Source organism: Streptomyces sp. NPDC052396 (assembly GCF_044593195.1).
Taxonomy (GTDB): domain Bacteria; phylum Actinomycetota; class Actinomycetes; order Streptomycetales; family Streptomycetaceae; genus Streptomyces.
The window spans coordinates 32,868-46,129 of sequence record NZ_JBIUAW010000015.1 but is presented as its reverse complement, the minus strand read 5'-3'; the positions used below and the strand labels follow the sequence as shown (position 1 = coordinate 46,129).

Below are 13,262 nucleotides of genomic sequence, written 5' to 3'. Positions count from 1 at the left end.
CAGCCGGAGGAGCAGACTGTGCGGCATCGCCGACCGACCGGGTTGCCGCTCGCCGGACGTCTCCTGGGCGGACGGCATGGGCACGACTGACGCCTGGCAGCCGGTCTGTCGGCGGCGAGTGGGAGGATGAAGTCTTGTTGCCCAGTACTGATCTTGGGGGGATCCCGGTATGCCGCTCGTGGTCATCCAGCCGTCTTATGGCAGCGCTGCTGCCAGACGTCACTGGCGTGAAACTCTGGACCAAGAAGTGCCGTTCGCTTCGGCGCCGCACGCATCTGCGCTCACCGCTGCAGAGCAGGAAATGCTGAGAGAGCTTCACCCGGCAGGCCAGGCTCGTTTCTGGGGGGCCACGGGCGCGCAGGACAGGAACATGCGACGCCTGCGGTTGGGCGATGTGGTGCTGTTCACGGGCGGGAAGCTTGTGCGCGGAATTGGCGAAGTAGGGGTCACGCTGACGAACGCGGATTTCGCCGACACCATGTGGACGCCGGACCCGATAAAGGGAAGCTGGCACAACGTCTACAGCCTGCTGTCCTTTCAGTCCACGGAGATTCCCTACGAGGAAATCTGGGCCCTGCCCAGCTTCAATGTCAACGACAACTTCATGGGGCTGCGGATACTCGACGGAGAGAAAGCTGACGAGATTCTGCAGGGGCTGGGCATTGACACCATTACCGGTGAACAGCGGGAGATTGCCCGTGACATCGAGGTGGCCAAGGCCATCATGACGGGCACCCAGGTCGTACCCGTCGAAGGCGTGCACACCACGGCCGCCACCTATCAGCGTGACGCACGCCAGATACACGTGAACAGGGCCGAGTCACTTCTCACACAGGAATACGCCGACACCCTGAGTGGTGTTGAGGTCGAGCGGCTCCGGACTCCGGCCGGAATCACCGACCTCCACGTTTCCGGGCCGGACGGCACCGAGATCATCGAGGCCAAGCGCAGCGGCGACCACAAATATGTGCGTGCAGCGCTGGGACAGCTCCTCGACTACGCCCCCCACAGCCCCCAGCCCGCGGACCGGCTGACTGGCCTGTTCCCCGACCGGCCCGCAAGCCCTGACATTGCCCTGCTCCACCGCTACGGCATCGACTGCCTCTATCGCACGGCGCCTGGAGTATTCGAGCGTGTCGAGGCACCCGCTGCCGTACGGGAGTACATGCGACGAGTGTGGACCAGAGCCTGAACTCGTGCTGATTTCCTCAGTGTTGGGACCGTGTTGACTGGGCTGCGTAGGGTCGGCAAGTTCTTCTCTGCTGCTCTGGACCCTTGCCGTCAGGGGGCCAGTCATCCTCTCTGGCTTACAGCGCCGCACTCCAGGACGGTTTCTGCCCCGCACAGGCGGGGCAGAAACCAGGACGGCCCTACCCCCGGACGAGGCGCAATTGTGGACGCGGCATGTCGGTACTTATACCATCGCCGTCCACGCTGACCGGTACCAGGCCGAAAACGTAGTCGTTGAGTTCCCTTGGATAGATGTCCAGCTGGCGGGCGACGTCGGCCGGTGAGATGCCCTTGGTCCTGAGGGTTTCGAAAACCTTGGCCAGGAGCTGGCTGCTTTCGCGCACCATGGGAGCTGTGTCGGGCTCCGCGTGCCGGTAACCCATGCTGGCGAGCTGTTTGGTTGCCTGGTTGTAGCGCCATTCGGACAGCAGGCCCAGGCGGCGGAGCCGGTAGGCCAGGGCCATGGCGGAGACGCTCCATTTGCGTTTTGCGCTCAGGATCCGTTCGGCGGAGGCGTTATGGAGTTGCTGAGCCATGATGCCGGCACGGGGCATAAGGAATGCTGAGGCGAAGTCGTTTGCCTCGGTCTCCGAGTTACGCCCGTGTGGGATGCGGTGTTCGCAGTGCAGTGTGAGATGTCCGAGTTCATGGGCAGCGTCGAAACGGCCGCGTTCGCCGGATTTACGTGTGTTGAGGAAGACGAAAGGAGTTCCTGCTTTGATGGTGGAAAAGGCGTCCGCGTCCAGACAGTCGGGGGCGAGAGAAAAGACTCTGACGCCGTGGGCCTCCAGCAGGTGTACCAGGTTGGGCACGGGCGCTTCTCCGAGTCCCCAATGGGCCCTTACTTGTTCTGCCGCTTCTTCAGGAGACAAATGGGGATAGGTGGGCACATCCGGCTTGGGCAGGCGGAACCGCGTCTCCATCCATGAGTTCAAGGATGCGGCCACAGCGCCGGAGCTGAGTGCGCCGTCCCGTTCCAGGGCGGTCATCTTCGAGGGGGCCCGGAAGCTGACCGCATCCGGGGTCATTTCCACTGGTGCCGGCGCAGCGAAGAAGGTCACCGGATAGCCCAGGGCATCGGCGAGCGAGGAAAGTGTCTCCACCGTGGGAACCTTGCGGTGGTTCTCAAACGCGGTGATGCTCTGGGCCGAAACACCGGACTCACGGGCGAGCGCCGCCAGCGTCATACGCCGGCGCTTGCGCGCGAGAACCAACCGCTCGGGCGTGAACACTTTCCTCAACTCCGACTCTTGCTTCGATGTACGGCTCGGTCAGCCTCCTACGAACTCCACCACAACCTCCGGACCGTCGTCGTCACCGGGGTCATCCAGCAGGGTGACATCGAAGCCGGGGTCGCTGAGGCCGGGCAGATCCAGCGGTATGCGTTCCTGCCACTCATCGACGAACTTCCCGTGCATTCTGACCGGGAGGGACAGCTCGGCCGTCATCACGCCGTGACTGCGCTGGTACAGCAGGCACCAGGTGGGGATTTCATCCAGCTCGCGTCCGAAGAGCACCTCGTCGTGAGTGCCCAGTGCGAGCTGGCCGTTCAACTCCACCAGGCGGGCCATCTTGCGCCCCTTGGGGTTCTTGGACCGCACGGATGCGTTCAAGTTGCCGACGCCGCCCGAGGCGCTGATGGCCGTGACGGCGTGCGTGCGGTTGGGATGGATGGCTCGGAGGATGCTGTCACGGGAGGTCCATGCCCACCCTTCCGGGATGAGGGACTCCGCGAGGTACCGGTTGGTGCGGCTCCAGAAGGTGATGCCCGGCATGGCGGGGGCATCAAAGTTGGTGCACTTGCGGGCATCCTCCGCGGCCAGGTCCAGGGCGCGGAGGAAGAGGTCGTTCGAGAAGTCGAGTTCCGCCAGGCGCTGTGCGCACCGCTGCGGATCCTGGTTCTGCAAGTCCCCTCCTCACAACGTAGGTTTCAAAAACTCTACCTCGCGCGAGGGGCGATTTTTGAAACCAATGCCATAATGGCACGTCAGTTCGAAATTATCACTCAGGTTTGTCACGACGCGACGCCCCGCGCCGAGGCCAGACCCAAGCTGGCATCTGATCGCCGTCTCCGATGAGTTCCAACGCAGCCTTCAGCTCGTCCACCAGCTGATCCTGCCGAAGAAGCATCCGGTCGCGCACGGCCATGTCGGACTGGTCGTCCAGAACTAGCCCGAGCGCGTTCGTGATGGTCAGCAGGCTGATGGCGGTCTGCACCGGAGAGTTCGGTCTAACGTCTTCGCGTAGGGCCTTCCTGGCTCGGCGAGCACGGTGTGAGGCGACGTGACAGGCAGGCCCGCAGAACCTATATATGAATGCGCTGGCGCTTCGGGGCTGGAGAAGGGGTCCGAGGCAGCTCGTTGTCAGTGTGCCCAGGGCAGTCGCACCGCCTCGATCTCAGAGTCGTTCAGCAAGGTGTTGATGAGGGCTGGGGGCCCGGCGACCTTGGTGGCCCACAGGTCGTAGTCGGTGCACAGGACCCATGAGCGGTCATCGGCCCAGAGGTTGGACGGGCTGAAGTCGGCCTCGGAGTGGTCGTAGAGGGCCTCGGTGTCGCCGAGCCGGCCCGCACGCACGTGGAGGTTGTCGAAGTCGGTGGCTCCGAGCATCAGCGGGTTGTAGTAGGCCAGGCAGCGGGTGTCCGGGCCCGCGGGGCTGTACTGGGTGAGGAGGGCGATCAGCCGGTTCCAGGTCTCACGGTCCAGGCTCCCCTCGGTCGGCGGGACCATGCCGAGCGGCCAGCTGCCCTCCTTCTTGGCTGAGGGAAAGCAGCGGTGGGAGGGCATCAGTCCGTCGGGCACGGCGGGGTCGCCGGTCCGCCGGGCGAGCTCGGCCCAGCGCAGCCGTCGCCAGCCGGGGCCCGGGTGCCGGGAGCGGCCCAGCCCTCCTCCCGTGGCCACGCCCACGGCATCGAGGTCGATGCCCGCGACGATGTCGTGCGGGATGCTCCCGTCTGCCAGTCGTGCCTGGTGGTACTCGTGGTACGACACCTCGGCCGGCCCCTGCTCGTGCTCATACATGGCGTTGAGCACCCACACCGCGTCAGGCATCGCCGGAGGCATGAATCCGGTTATGCCGTCGCCGCACAGCTCCAGCAGCCAGTCGGTGGCCCCGGACGGCACGAGCGGCCACAGGCTTGACATCAAGTTCGACTCCTCGGACATGCGTTCATGATCCCAGGAGTGGACCCGCCCTCCCGCGAGGGTTGGCATTACGCCGCCCCGTCACCCAGCCGCCCGAGCACGTATCCGTGTGCCTGGTTGGGATGGCGAGGCGTACCTCAACAGCTGGCGAGCCGACCGCTGACAGATGATCTACGCGTCAGACAACCGCCCACGACCAGCGCGAGCACTCCGAGAACCGGTCACACCAGCCCTTTGACCAGCGACTCCAAGTTGGCAGAGGCTCAGTAGTGATCACTAATGTGAGGGGTGACTACCTACTGCACCTGCGGGACAACATCCCAGGCATTTGCGATCCGGGAGCCCGGTCTCTCCTGGGCGGAGGTCGTGACAGCGCCCAGGCGTGACTACACGTCGACGGTGCAGAACGAAGCCGGGTATGACGCCGCTGCCCTCGCACGCAATGAGAGGGCAGCGGTTTTCCCCGGGCGCGGAACCTGCTCTCACCTGGGCCGCGCCCTACAGGGTCAGGGAGCTACTTGACGCTCCAGTCGTGGAGCTGACGGGCGACCTGGGCGACGCCGGCCGTGCCCGCGGCGGCGTCGCGGACCAGTACGACCGCATCCTTCGGCACGTACTCGAGCCGGTATCCGTTCAAGGCCAGGAAGGCCTCGGCGGCGTGCCACGCGAACCGGTCGTTGGAGTGTTCCAGGCACGGAATCCGCACAAGAGTGACCAGCAGCGCGCCGGCCTTCAGATGCAGGGAGCCATAGATGTCCTGGTCCATCGCCCTGGCGTACATGCGGGCGATCGCACCGAACAGCGGTCCGTAGTCGTCGACCTGAGGATCCCCGGGAAGCAACTCGGCGGCATGAAGCAGGAACGGGACGTCGATCCGCAGCGGCGGTTGGTCACTGTTCACGCGGCGCGGCCCTGCCCCTGCCGTTCGAGGCCGGCCCGGGCCTGCTGCTCCGCAGCGCGGTGCTGGGGGGACGGGTCGGACGCGCTGGGCTCGGCGCCGAAGGCATCACCGCTGCGGGCCATGGATTCCCTGAACGCGTCGAGGTACTTCACCTCGACGGCTGTGGCCCGCTCGTAGGCGGCCGAGAGGATGTACTCCTGCATGCTGACGCCGGCTTCCTTGGCGGCCGCCTCGATGGCCCTGCGCTGTTCCGGGTCGGGGAATCGCAGGCTCATGGCTTTGGGATCAGGCATGGTATCGACGGTATCAGCGATACCGCACTGCGGCCAGCAGGGGTCTACGGGCTGTGAGCCGCAAGGCGGCTGCTGGATGGCGGGGTGGGCGTCCACCGACAGGCCTGACTGCGGTGTGGGTGCCGGCCTCGCCGAGGGCAGCCCCCGCCACCGACTGGTGGGCGATGGGCGTCACGCGCATGCCGGAGGCTTCCGTCGGGGCCGTAGCCGGGCGCACTGCAAGGAACCAGACGGCGGCCGGTGCGGGGTGGCGTCTCGGGGAGCACGTGGTTGAGGACGAGCGGTGGGAGACCGCCGTCAGCGAAGGCGACGGCCTGTGAATCGCCAACTGGCCTCACTCGTCAGTCATCGCTGCCAGACTGGCCGCCTCGAAGACTTGGGGGAACAAGTGGCAGCCGTCTTCATCATCATGATGGTCGTCATGTTGGCCGTGGCGGTCGGGCAGGTCCGCTCGGCCCGAGCCGACGCTCAGGCACAGCAGATGCGTGCCGATGAGGCCCACCGAAAGCTCCTCATAGCCACGCAGAATCACGAGAAGGCATTGGCGGAACGAGGCAGGACGGCTGCCCGGAGCTCGCGCAGCACGTTCGAAGGCCACATTGCCGAGAACGCGTTTCCGTACGCCGCGGATCACGGCTACCACCCCAAGGACATTGTCCATGTTGGCGGAACCATCGACTTCCTCGTCCTCGACGGCCTCTTCGAGATCCGGCAAGGCGTCCGTAGCCCAGACGAACTGACGGTGGTCCTGGCCGACGTCAAGTACGGCGCCAGCGCACTCAGCCGGGAGCAGCGCGCGGTCATCGCGGCGATGAACGAGGGCCGTACCCGCGGGGAGTACTGGAAGACGGGCCGGGAGGAGGACGGGAAGCTGGAATACCGTCCCGGAGGCGAGGTGAAGCTCTGGCGGTCGAAGGAGCTCCTGGAGGTACGGCGGATCTCCGCAGGCAGCGGTGAGGGACTCCGTGACTCGGCGGGGGCCGTGCCGGACGTGGAGGTTTAGGCGGATTACGGGGAGCTGGTACCGAGGTCACGGATCAGTGGATGGTGATGCGGTAGGTGACCGTGTTCTGGAGGGTGGGGGAGTAGCAGCCGGTGTTTTTGTGCGTGCCGCAGTAGTTGGTGAAGACGATACGGGCGGTGCCGGGCTTCGTGCCCTGGAAGGTGAAGTACAGGGTGTAACCCCCGCCTACGGCGTGCTTGTTCCCGGAGGTGTCCTCGGTACTGGTCCCCGCTGCTTTGAGGTATCCGGCGGGCTGGGGATCGGAGGCGCTCCACTCCAGGCGGGCTGAGGCGTTCTCAAGCATGGCGATGGAGAAGCGTTTGCCGTGCTCGGTCTCGATGGGGCCTTCGGTGCGGTTCTGCGGCGTCGGGTGGTTGGGATCGTTGGTGAAAATCCGGTCGCGATGGACGGTGCCGAGGGACTGGGTGTTCCCCGAGGTGGCGTCGTCGCTGTCGCAGCCGGTCACCATCAGCAGCACGGCCGCGCAAGCGAGGAGTCGGGACGGGGTGGATATGGATCGCATGAAGGGCGTTCGGCTCATTGTGGCAGTCGGTATTCGTAGGCTTCGGGCAGCTGTGCGTCCGATGCTTTGTCCAAGTGGTTGTTGATGAAGTCGTCTTCGGTGACCCAGACGGTGTGACCCCAGGGGTTGTAGATCTGCAGCTTGTCCCCGTCGTGCGCCACGATGAGCATCGCGTGGCCGACCCACTTCCCTTTCTCGTCATGGCCCTGCACATTGACCGGGACCGGCCTGCCCTCGTCCACCGCGGCCTCGATGTCCGGCAGGGCGTCGTGACGGTCCTGCGTACTGGATGGTGAGAACGTCCGGTAGTTGCTGGCGGAGTACGGCGAGACCTCTTTGCGCAGGATTGTGTCCTCGCCCTTGCCGTCCATGCTTCCTTCGGGGAGTTCGCCTCCGTGGCCTTCTTCGTGTACTCGGTGCTGTTCATCCAGCAGGCGTTTGCGAAACGCCTCCGGGCTGTCGCTTTTCGGGTCTCCCGGGCGTCCGCCCGTGGTCAGGCGCAGCGCGTACAACGGGTCCGCCATGGCACGGGCCGTGATGGTGGAGGAGGCCACGCACGTGCCCTCGTGATCGTCCTGTTTCCAGGCGGCGCCGGAGAAGTCGGCGGGCGTGTTGACACCGAGGGTGGTGCTGTCGGTGTGGAGCGGTGAGAGGTGCTGGGCCAGCCAGTAGCGGTTATGGCCGCGGATGGCCTGGGCGTAGGGGCGGATGTCGGCCATGTCATGGCCGGCGGCCAGGGCCTTCATCAGGTAGGCCCGTTCCTCGGGGGACTGGGCCTGGGCCAGCAGATGGTCGAATTCCTCTCGGTCGGTGTCGATGAGCCGGTCGCGGAACTGGGAGGAGCGCTGAAGGTCGCTGGCGGAGAGAATGGTGTTGAGGTCGTGAGGGCCGGTGGGGTTGGCGGCGTCGGCGAGTACCAGGCGGTCGGTGTCCGTCAGTCCGGGGCCGCCCAGCTTTCCCGCGCGGGCTTGGGAGGCCATTTTGTGGAGCGTCTTCTCGGCACGCTGCCCGGCTTCTTCCGCACAGATGGCCGCCTGCAGGAGCTGGCCGATGCCGTCGAGGGCGATGCTGCGGACGCGGACCAGGTCGTCCGGTCTGGCATCGGAGTGCTCGGCGAGAAGGGAAAGGGCACTGTCCAGGGCGAGGCGGCCGTTGGTGTGCTGGGCCTGGGCCTGGCGGATGCCGTCGGCAAGGTGGAACAGAACCGGGGCCACCTCCTGGAAGGTTGTGGCCATGCGTTCCGCATCGCGGGCCGCCGCACCTATCGCTTCAGCGGCGCTTTCCCCGGCGTGACCGGTCCAGGAAGCCGGCAGACCTGCCGTGGCGATTCCGCTCACGCCGACGGACACGGTATCGACCGTGACAGCGGCCTGTCGGTAGCTGCTGGAGACGGTCTCGATGTGCTCGGGGTTTCCCATAGGGGCCTTGTACTGCTGTGCCTTGGCAATGGCGTCGGCCAGCTCCACTTGGATTTCCAGCAGGTTCCAACCGGAGAGTTTCGCCACGTGCTCGTGCAGCTTCGTCAGTTCCTGTACAGGGCTCTTCGTCATACTCGCCCGCCCGCCCTGGCCGCACGGTCCGGCCGTAAGGAATCACCTGTGCCGAGGCCGGTTACCATCCACTCTCCAAGGCAGGACTTGACGTGACACGTTCACGCCGGGATGAGCGTACCGGAGGGGGATCGAGCGCACTCATCCGCGTTGTCGGCCGCCTGGGTTGCAGCGGCGGCGGCCATGGCGTGGTTACGGGCGGGGCCCAGAGCTTCGAGCCCGCAGTGCAAGCACTATGGCGACGGCCTCCAACCAGCGGGCCATGGTCTCGTCGTCATCGATGCCCTTGGCCACCGAGGCAGCGGTGACCAGCCACTCCCGGGCTATCGCGGCCGCCTCGATCCCCGGTAGCGGCTCGGGCAGACCGGATGCCGCCCGCAGCCCTGCACGGCGCACCACCTCACCGAGATAGCTCAGCGATCGGGGCAGCACCTGTTCGCGCTCAGCCATCAAAGCGGCGGCAACGGCCCCGTCACCGAACAGCGCGGTGCGGTGTACTGCACCGAGACGGAGCCCATAACGAATCATCAGGGGAACATCGAGGGCGATGAGTTCGGCGTCGGTCAGGTTCTGGTGGGTCACTTCAGGACTGTCCCTGTCGGGTATAGGCCACGGTCTCCAGATCGCCCTTGATCTTGACGTCGGTATGGCGGTAGTCACGGCTGCTGACGCTGAGCGCCCCGTGCAGTTCGCGCAGCGCACCTTCGAGGGCGGCGCACTCGGCGTTCCATGCCTTGGCGAAAGCATGAAACGCAGCGCCCGCGTACTCCCCGAACTGCATAGACGCAACGGCCCCTTCGACCATGCCGGTCACATCCAGGATGCCGCCGCCATGGTCGCCTCCCAGGGCCTTCTTGACCCCCGCCAGGTCCTCGGCTGCGTGGTGCAACTGGTCGCCCTGGTCGCGCACCCCGCCGTGGTCGACCCTCAAGCTCGGCACCAGGCCGCCACCCTCGCCCATATCAAGTCCCTTTGCCTGGTCGATTTGATCGATTCACGTCAAGCAGTGAGCGTACCGAAGGGGTCGCCAGGCCGAGTGAGCCGTTGGCAGCCGGCCTGGCTCAGCTTGCGTGGGGGACGGGGTACGAATGGCAGCGGGTTGCCATGCTCCGGAGCTGATCAACCCCCAGGCCTGCCGAGCACGGACATCCGCGTCGGCCATGCCCGCCTCTGCGTGCATCAGCGCCGTCCTCCGGGCAGTTGGCGCCTCGAACAAAGACAGCGGCAGACAACTTGGCCTTTCGCTTGCCGTTTCGACCGCGCCTTTGCTGATGCCAAACAGCCATCCCGGCAGACTGCGTGGATGAGTCACCTCACCGCTCAGTCATCGTTCGCGGTGGTACCCGCTCGACACCGTCAGCCGCGACGCTCTCGCCCGCACGCGCAGCACGTGGTTCAGGTTCCGTTCCCGTCCACCCGGGCGCTGCTGGAGCTCCCCACGCTGGGCCGTGAGAGCCAGGCCGAGCTCTGTGATGCGCTCCGCCCGGCCACCGGCCGTCCAATGGCCTCGGGTGTCACCCGGTCGAAATCGTCGTTGCTCAGGTGCACCACATCGAACAATTGCCGTTCTCTGCTTCGTCGTTTGCCGCAGCCGGGGGGCCGGGTCAGTGGATCGTCAGTGAGATGCCGCACAGGCCAAGGCCTGTGCGGGCTGCCTGCCGCCATTGCCGTATAGGCCCGTCCAGCACACTCTCGTCGTCCGGGCTGTCATCGAGCCAGATCTGGCGCATCGTCGCTGCCCGTTCCTCGTCGGTGAAGGCCAGCGCCTGTTCCACCCGTGAGAGGGTGTCGCGTACTTCGGCGGATGTGAGCAGGAAGCTGCCGCACCAGCCGGGGAAAAGTGCTGCGCGGTGCGGTCCGATGGCGTGGAAGAAGGCCGACAGAGCATATGTCTTGGACTGTATGGACAGGAACATCTCCTCGGGGTCACGGGTCGCTTGCCAGACGTCTTCGACGATCCAGAAGTCGTCGTCACGGCCGCTGCCGTTGTACATGTCCTGGATGTACCGCCCGGAGGCGGTCAGCTCCAGGAAGGAGTTGATGGCGTTGGCGTCTGGTGATCCGGCTTCGATGGTCCGCCAGGTGTGGTAGTCCGGCAACGGCTCTTTCTGCCAGCGCTGCCACCGCTCGCGCGCCACCGGGTCACCACGCTCTGCCTCGAGCAACGGCCGCATGCGCGGCGCCAGCTCTTCGATGAACGCGTCGCTGTGCGCGCTGATGGCCCAGGCGGTGGTGATCCCCATACGGGCCAAGCTAGTGCTGTGACCGCAGGTTGGTCAGGCTGCGATCTTGAGAGGGCGCCCGCCTCAGCGGATGCCCTTCTCGCTACGGATGCGGGCGCGTTCCCGCCGTTGTTTTGCCAGCACGTCAAGGTGGCGAGTGTTGGTGTTGCGCCAGCGCAGGTAGGCGTGCAGGGCCCGGGTCTGCGTGGTGTGGTTGCGGTGGTTGGAGTTGGCGATGGTGAACTGCCGCAGCGGCCCGAAGTGGGCCTCGATCGGGTTGGCCCATAACGCGTAGGTCGGGGTGAAGCACAGCTCGACCCGCATCCTCTTTGCCCAGCGCCGGATGGCGTCGCCCTTGTGGGCGGACAGGTTGTCCAAGATGACGTAGATCGGGGCGCCGTCCGGGTGAGCGGCCCGGATCGACTTCAGCGCGGCCAGAGTGTTGCCGGCGTGCCCTTCTTGCGGCGGTTGACGCCCCACAGCTTGTCGTCGCCGATCGAGTAGCAGCCGGGGAAGTAGCGCACCCAGTGAGTGCGGTGGTAAGTGGCAGGGTGCCGCTTCGGATGGCCCTGCCCGGCCCAGCACGACCCGGCCGTGGGCCGGATGCTGAGGAGCCCGAACTCGTCGAACGCGAACACGCGGTCCGGGAAGCGGTCCAGAACTTCCTCGATGCGGTCGAGCTTGGCGTCGCGGTTGGGGTCGGGGGATTCTTTCCAGGTCTTGGTGCGCTGGAAGGTGATGCCACCGCGGGCGAGCAGGCAGCGTAACGCCCCGCGGCCGATGCGGATCACGCGGCCGTGCACTTTCCGCAGGCAGGCGGCGAGTTTACGGATGGACCAGCAGGTGCAGGGCCGGCCGGGCTTGATCGGGCGGGTGTTGACCGTCTGGATGACGAAGTCCTCGTCGTCAGGGCTGAGCAGGTGGGGACGGCCTCTCGCCCACTGAAGGTCAAGGCAGGCCAGGCCGATCTCGTTGAAGCGGTGGATCACGCCGCGGACGGTGTCCTCGTCGGCCTGCACGAGCTTCGCGATCACCGGGACCCGGTTCCCGCCGGCCGAGGCCAGCAGCATCATCGCGCGCCGGAACCGCACCGAACTGGTGCTGCCCCGGCGCGCGATCTGCTGCGGTTTCTGCCCTTCCTGGTCGGTCAACCTGTGCACAGGGACAGGCTCGGCCACCGCGCCTCCAGCGGGTCGGATTGGACGTCACCGCACATCCAACCGCCGCGACCTCGAGCCGGGCGAACCTTCAGAGGCCTACTTCTCGCGCAGAGCCTCGACTTCGGCGGCCAGCACAGCCATGTCGAGCACGTGCGTGTAGTACCTGGTCGCGTACTCGTCGCCGATCGCCGGGAGAACCTTCTCGAACACCGCCGTCAGCCGGATCAAACCTTTACCGCGCTGTTCGTCGAGCGGGCCTTTGAGAACGCCCAAGGCGTAGCCGTAGACGTCTGCATCAAGCATCACCATGTCTTGGTCCTCGATGTCCAGGCTGCGGAAGCCTGGCGGGAACGGCATGGCCTTGTGCTCGGCCATCATCTGCAAGAGCGTGTCAAGCTTCTCTTCGAACATGCGCGAGATCCTGCCGGATCCCACCCGGGCGAACCAATGCAGTCACAGCACTGGACAACGCCGCCCTTGGAGCACCGCGCCCCGTACCGGGCATGGGCGGGGGCCGGGCGGCACAATGATCACCGTGATGGAGATACCCGGGTACGGCGGCCGTCCGCTTGTCCACCGGCCGGAACTGCTGGACGAACCTCTCTTCTGGGCCGGCCACCTGTCCTCCTCCGCCCGTGGCGAGGACACGCAGAAACTGCTCTTCGGGGCGGACTACGAGGCAGCCGAGGCGTTCCACCGTGAGCTGATAGAGCGGGGGGAGTGGCCCGTCTTCACGGTGCCGGTGGCCGCGGGGCACCTCCTTCATGTCGTCTGCCGCATGTGGGAGGACGACCCGGGCGTCGACTATCTCCTGCACGGCCCCAGTGGTGACGGCGTGCTGCTGGCCACGGACGACGGGCACTTCACGGGGCCCGCGCTGTCCTGGCCCGAATTGCTGGCCGCGTCCTACAACGCTCTGCCCGGCGGCAGTACCACCGACTCCCACAGCCGGCTCCTGCTGATGTTGCCGGCTCTGGGAGACCATGCCGTCCCGGACAGCGGGGTCCCCCGTCTCGCGGCCGCCCTCAGCGCCCTCACCTTCGCCGAGGCCCCCGAGGAACTCGCCACTGCCCTCCTTGAGGACCAGGGCCCAACCGGGCCGTCCAACTGGACCACCCTGAACGGTATTCGGGTGGATGACGGCCCGCACTCCTGCCGGAACCCAGGCAACGCCTTCGCCCTCACTTTCCAGGACCAGGCCCGCGTGACAGCAGCCTTCACAGCCTGACCAGAGGCG

The 13,262-nt window shown here is 66.1% G+C and carries 15 protein-coding genes and 1 pseudogene; 3 read left to right on the top strand and 13 right to left on the bottom strand.

The annotated features are described in order from the left end of the window. The first annotated feature begins 169 nt into the window (after nucleotides 1-169). Complete coding sequence (locus ACIHFE_RS29885; protein WP_400111500.1) at nucleotides 170-1,192, top strand: hypothetical protein; 1,023 nt, start codon at nucleotides 170-172, stop codon at nucleotides 1,190-1,192. Nucleotides 1,193-1,370: 178 nt separating this feature from the next. Here the strand turns inward: ACIHFE_RS29885 and ACIHFE_RS29880 are convergent, their stop codons facing one another. The 6 genes from ACIHFE_RS29880 to ACIHFE_RS29855 all read right to left on the bottom strand — a co-directional run bounded on the left by ACIHFE_RS29880 (nucleotide 1,371) and on the right by ACIHFE_RS29855 (nucleotide 5,567). Then, on the bottom strand, nucleotides 1,371-2,462 hold the full coding sequence (locus tag ACIHFE_RS29880) for a helix-turn-helix domain-containing protein (RefSeq protein WP_400111498.1): 1,092 nt from the start codon (nucleotides 2,460-2,462) through the stop codon (nucleotides 1,371-1,373). 39 nt (nucleotides 2,463-2,501) lie between these two features. Further along, a complete protein-coding gene (locus ACIHFE_RS29875; RefSeq protein WP_400111496.1) occupies nucleotides 2,502-3,137 on the bottom strand; it encodes a hypothetical protein in 636 nt (211 codons plus the stop codon). Nucleotides 3,138-3,231: 94 nt separating this feature from the next. Then, nucleotides 3,232-3,447, bottom strand: coding sequence for a hypothetical protein (locus ACIHFE_RS29870; RefSeq protein WP_400111495.1), 216 nt, complete (start codon nucleotides 3,445-3,447; stop codon nucleotides 3,232-3,234). Between the two features lie 146 nt (nucleotides 3,448-3,593). Next, the gene (locus ACIHFE_RS29865; RefSeq protein WP_400111493.1) at nucleotides 3,594-4,373 is read right to left on the bottom strand and encodes a hypothetical protein; all 780 of its coding nucleotides are present in this window, start codon (nucleotides 4,371-4,373) and stop codon (nucleotides 3,594-3,596) included. 514 nt (nucleotides 4,374-4,887) lie between these two features. Beyond that, a complete protein-coding gene (locus ACIHFE_RS29860; protein ID WP_400111491.1) occupies nucleotides 4,888-5,274 on the bottom strand; it encodes a fic family toxin-antitoxin system, toxin component in 387 nt (128 codons plus the stop codon). Then, nucleotides 5,271-5,567, bottom strand: coding sequence for a DUF1778 domain-containing protein (locus ACIHFE_RS29855; RefSeq protein WP_400111490.1), 297 nt, complete (start codon nucleotides 5,565-5,567; stop codon nucleotides 5,271-5,273). Before ACIHFE_RS29855 ends, ACIHFE_RS29860 begins: the two co-directional genes overlap by 4 nt. Nucleotides 5,568-5,883: 316 nt before the next feature. Here ACIHFE_RS29855 and ACIHFE_RS29850 point away from each other — a divergent pair, with 316 nt between their 5' ends. After that, nucleotides 5,884-6,570 carry a Holliday junction resolvase-like protein gene (locus ACIHFE_RS29850; protein ID WP_400111488.1) on the top strand — a complete coding sequence of 229 codons (687 nt, stop codon included), beginning with the start codon at nucleotides 5,884-5,886 and terminating at the stop codon, nucleotides 6,568-6,570. A 34-nt stretch (nucleotides 6,571-6,604) separates the two neighbouring features. On the opposite strand, the gene ACIHFE_RS29845 is transcribed toward ACIHFE_RS29850, so the two are convergent. The 7 genes and pseudogenes from ACIHFE_RS29845 to ACIHFE_RS29815 all read right to left on the bottom strand — a co-directional run bounded on the left by ACIHFE_RS29845 (nucleotide 6,605) and on the right by ACIHFE_RS29815 (nucleotide 12,436). After that, a complete protein-coding gene (locus ACIHFE_RS29845) occupies nucleotides 6,605-7,093 on the bottom strand; it encodes a protease inhibitor I42 family protein (protein ID WP_400111486.1) in 489 nt (162 codons plus the stop codon). Between the two features lie 14 nt (nucleotides 7,094-7,107). Further along, the gene (locus tag ACIHFE_RS29840) at nucleotides 7,108-8,643 is read right to left on the bottom strand and encodes a peptidoglycan-binding protein (protein ID WP_400111484.1); all 1,536 of its coding nucleotides are present in this window, start codon (nucleotides 8,641-8,643) and stop codon (nucleotides 7,108-7,110) included. A 192-nt stretch (nucleotides 8,644-8,835) separates the two neighbouring features. After that, nucleotides 8,836-9,225, bottom strand: a complete 390-nt coding sequence (locus ACIHFE_RS29835) for a hypothetical protein (RefSeq protein WP_400111482.1) — start codon at nucleotides 9,223-9,225, stop codon at nucleotides 8,836-8,838. Between the two features lies 1 nt (nucleotide 9,226). Beyond that, complete coding sequence (locus tag ACIHFE_RS29830; RefSeq protein WP_400111480.1) at nucleotides 9,227-9,583, bottom strand: hypothetical protein; 357 nt, start codon at nucleotides 9,581-9,583, stop codon at nucleotides 9,227-9,229. Nucleotides 9,584-10,247: 664 nt separating this feature from the next. Continuing rightward, complete coding sequence (locus tag ACIHFE_RS29825; protein WP_400111478.1) at nucleotides 10,248-10,886, bottom strand: hypothetical protein; 639 nt, start codon at nucleotides 10,884-10,886, stop codon at nucleotides 10,248-10,250. 63 nt (nucleotides 10,887-10,949) lie between these two features. After that, nucleotides 10,950-12,043 (bottom strand): annotated as a pseudogene (locus tag ACIHFE_RS29820) (IS630 family transposase). Between the two features lie 78 nt (nucleotides 12,044-12,121). Further along, nucleotides 12,122-12,436 (bottom strand): hypothetical protein, encoded by a 315-nt coding sequence (locus ACIHFE_RS29815; protein ID WP_400111476.1) that lies wholly within the window; start codon nucleotides 12,434-12,436, stop codon nucleotides 12,122-12,124. Between the two features lie 124 nt (nucleotides 12,437-12,560). On the opposite strand from ACIHFE_RS29815, the gene ACIHFE_RS29810 reads away from it, so the two are divergent. Further along, on the top strand, nucleotides 12,561-13,253 hold the full coding sequence (locus ACIHFE_RS29810; protein WP_400111475.1) for a hypothetical protein: 693 nt from the start codon (nucleotides 12,561-12,563) through the stop codon (nucleotides 13,251-13,253). The last annotated feature ends 9 nt before the right edge of the window (nucleotides 13,254-13,262 follow it).

Bases quoted from the DNA above. Each gene is read 5' to 3' on its own strand.
- ACIHFE_RS29885 (WP_400111500.1), top strand. From the start codon at position 170: ATGCCGCTCGTGGTCATCCAGCCGTCTTATGGCAGCGCTGCTGCCAGA.
- ACIHFE_RS29865 (WP_400111493.1), bottom strand. From the start codon at position 4,373: ATGTCAAGCCTGTGGCCGCTCGTGCCGTCCGGGGCCACCGACTGGCTG.
- ACIHFE_RS29855 (WP_400111490.1), bottom strand. From the start codon at position 5,567: ATGCCTGATCCCAAAGCCATGAGCCTGCGATTCCCCGACCCGGAACAG.
- ACIHFE_RS29845 (WP_400111486.1), bottom strand. From the start codon at position 7,093: ATGCGATCCATATCCACCCCGTCCCGACTCCTCGCTTGCGCGGCCGTG.
- ACIHFE_RS29840 (WP_400111484.1), bottom strand. From the start codon at position 8,643: ATGACGAAGAGCCCTGTACAGGAACTGACGAAGCTGCACGAGCACGTG.
- ACIHFE_RS29825 (WP_400111478.1), bottom strand. From the start codon at position 10,886: ATGGGGATCACCACCGCCTGGGCCATCAGCGCGCACAGCGACGCGTTC.
- ACIHFE_RS29815 (WP_400111476.1), bottom strand. From the start codon at position 12,436: ATGTTCGAAGAGAAGCTTGACACGCTCTTGCAGATGATGGCCGAGCAC.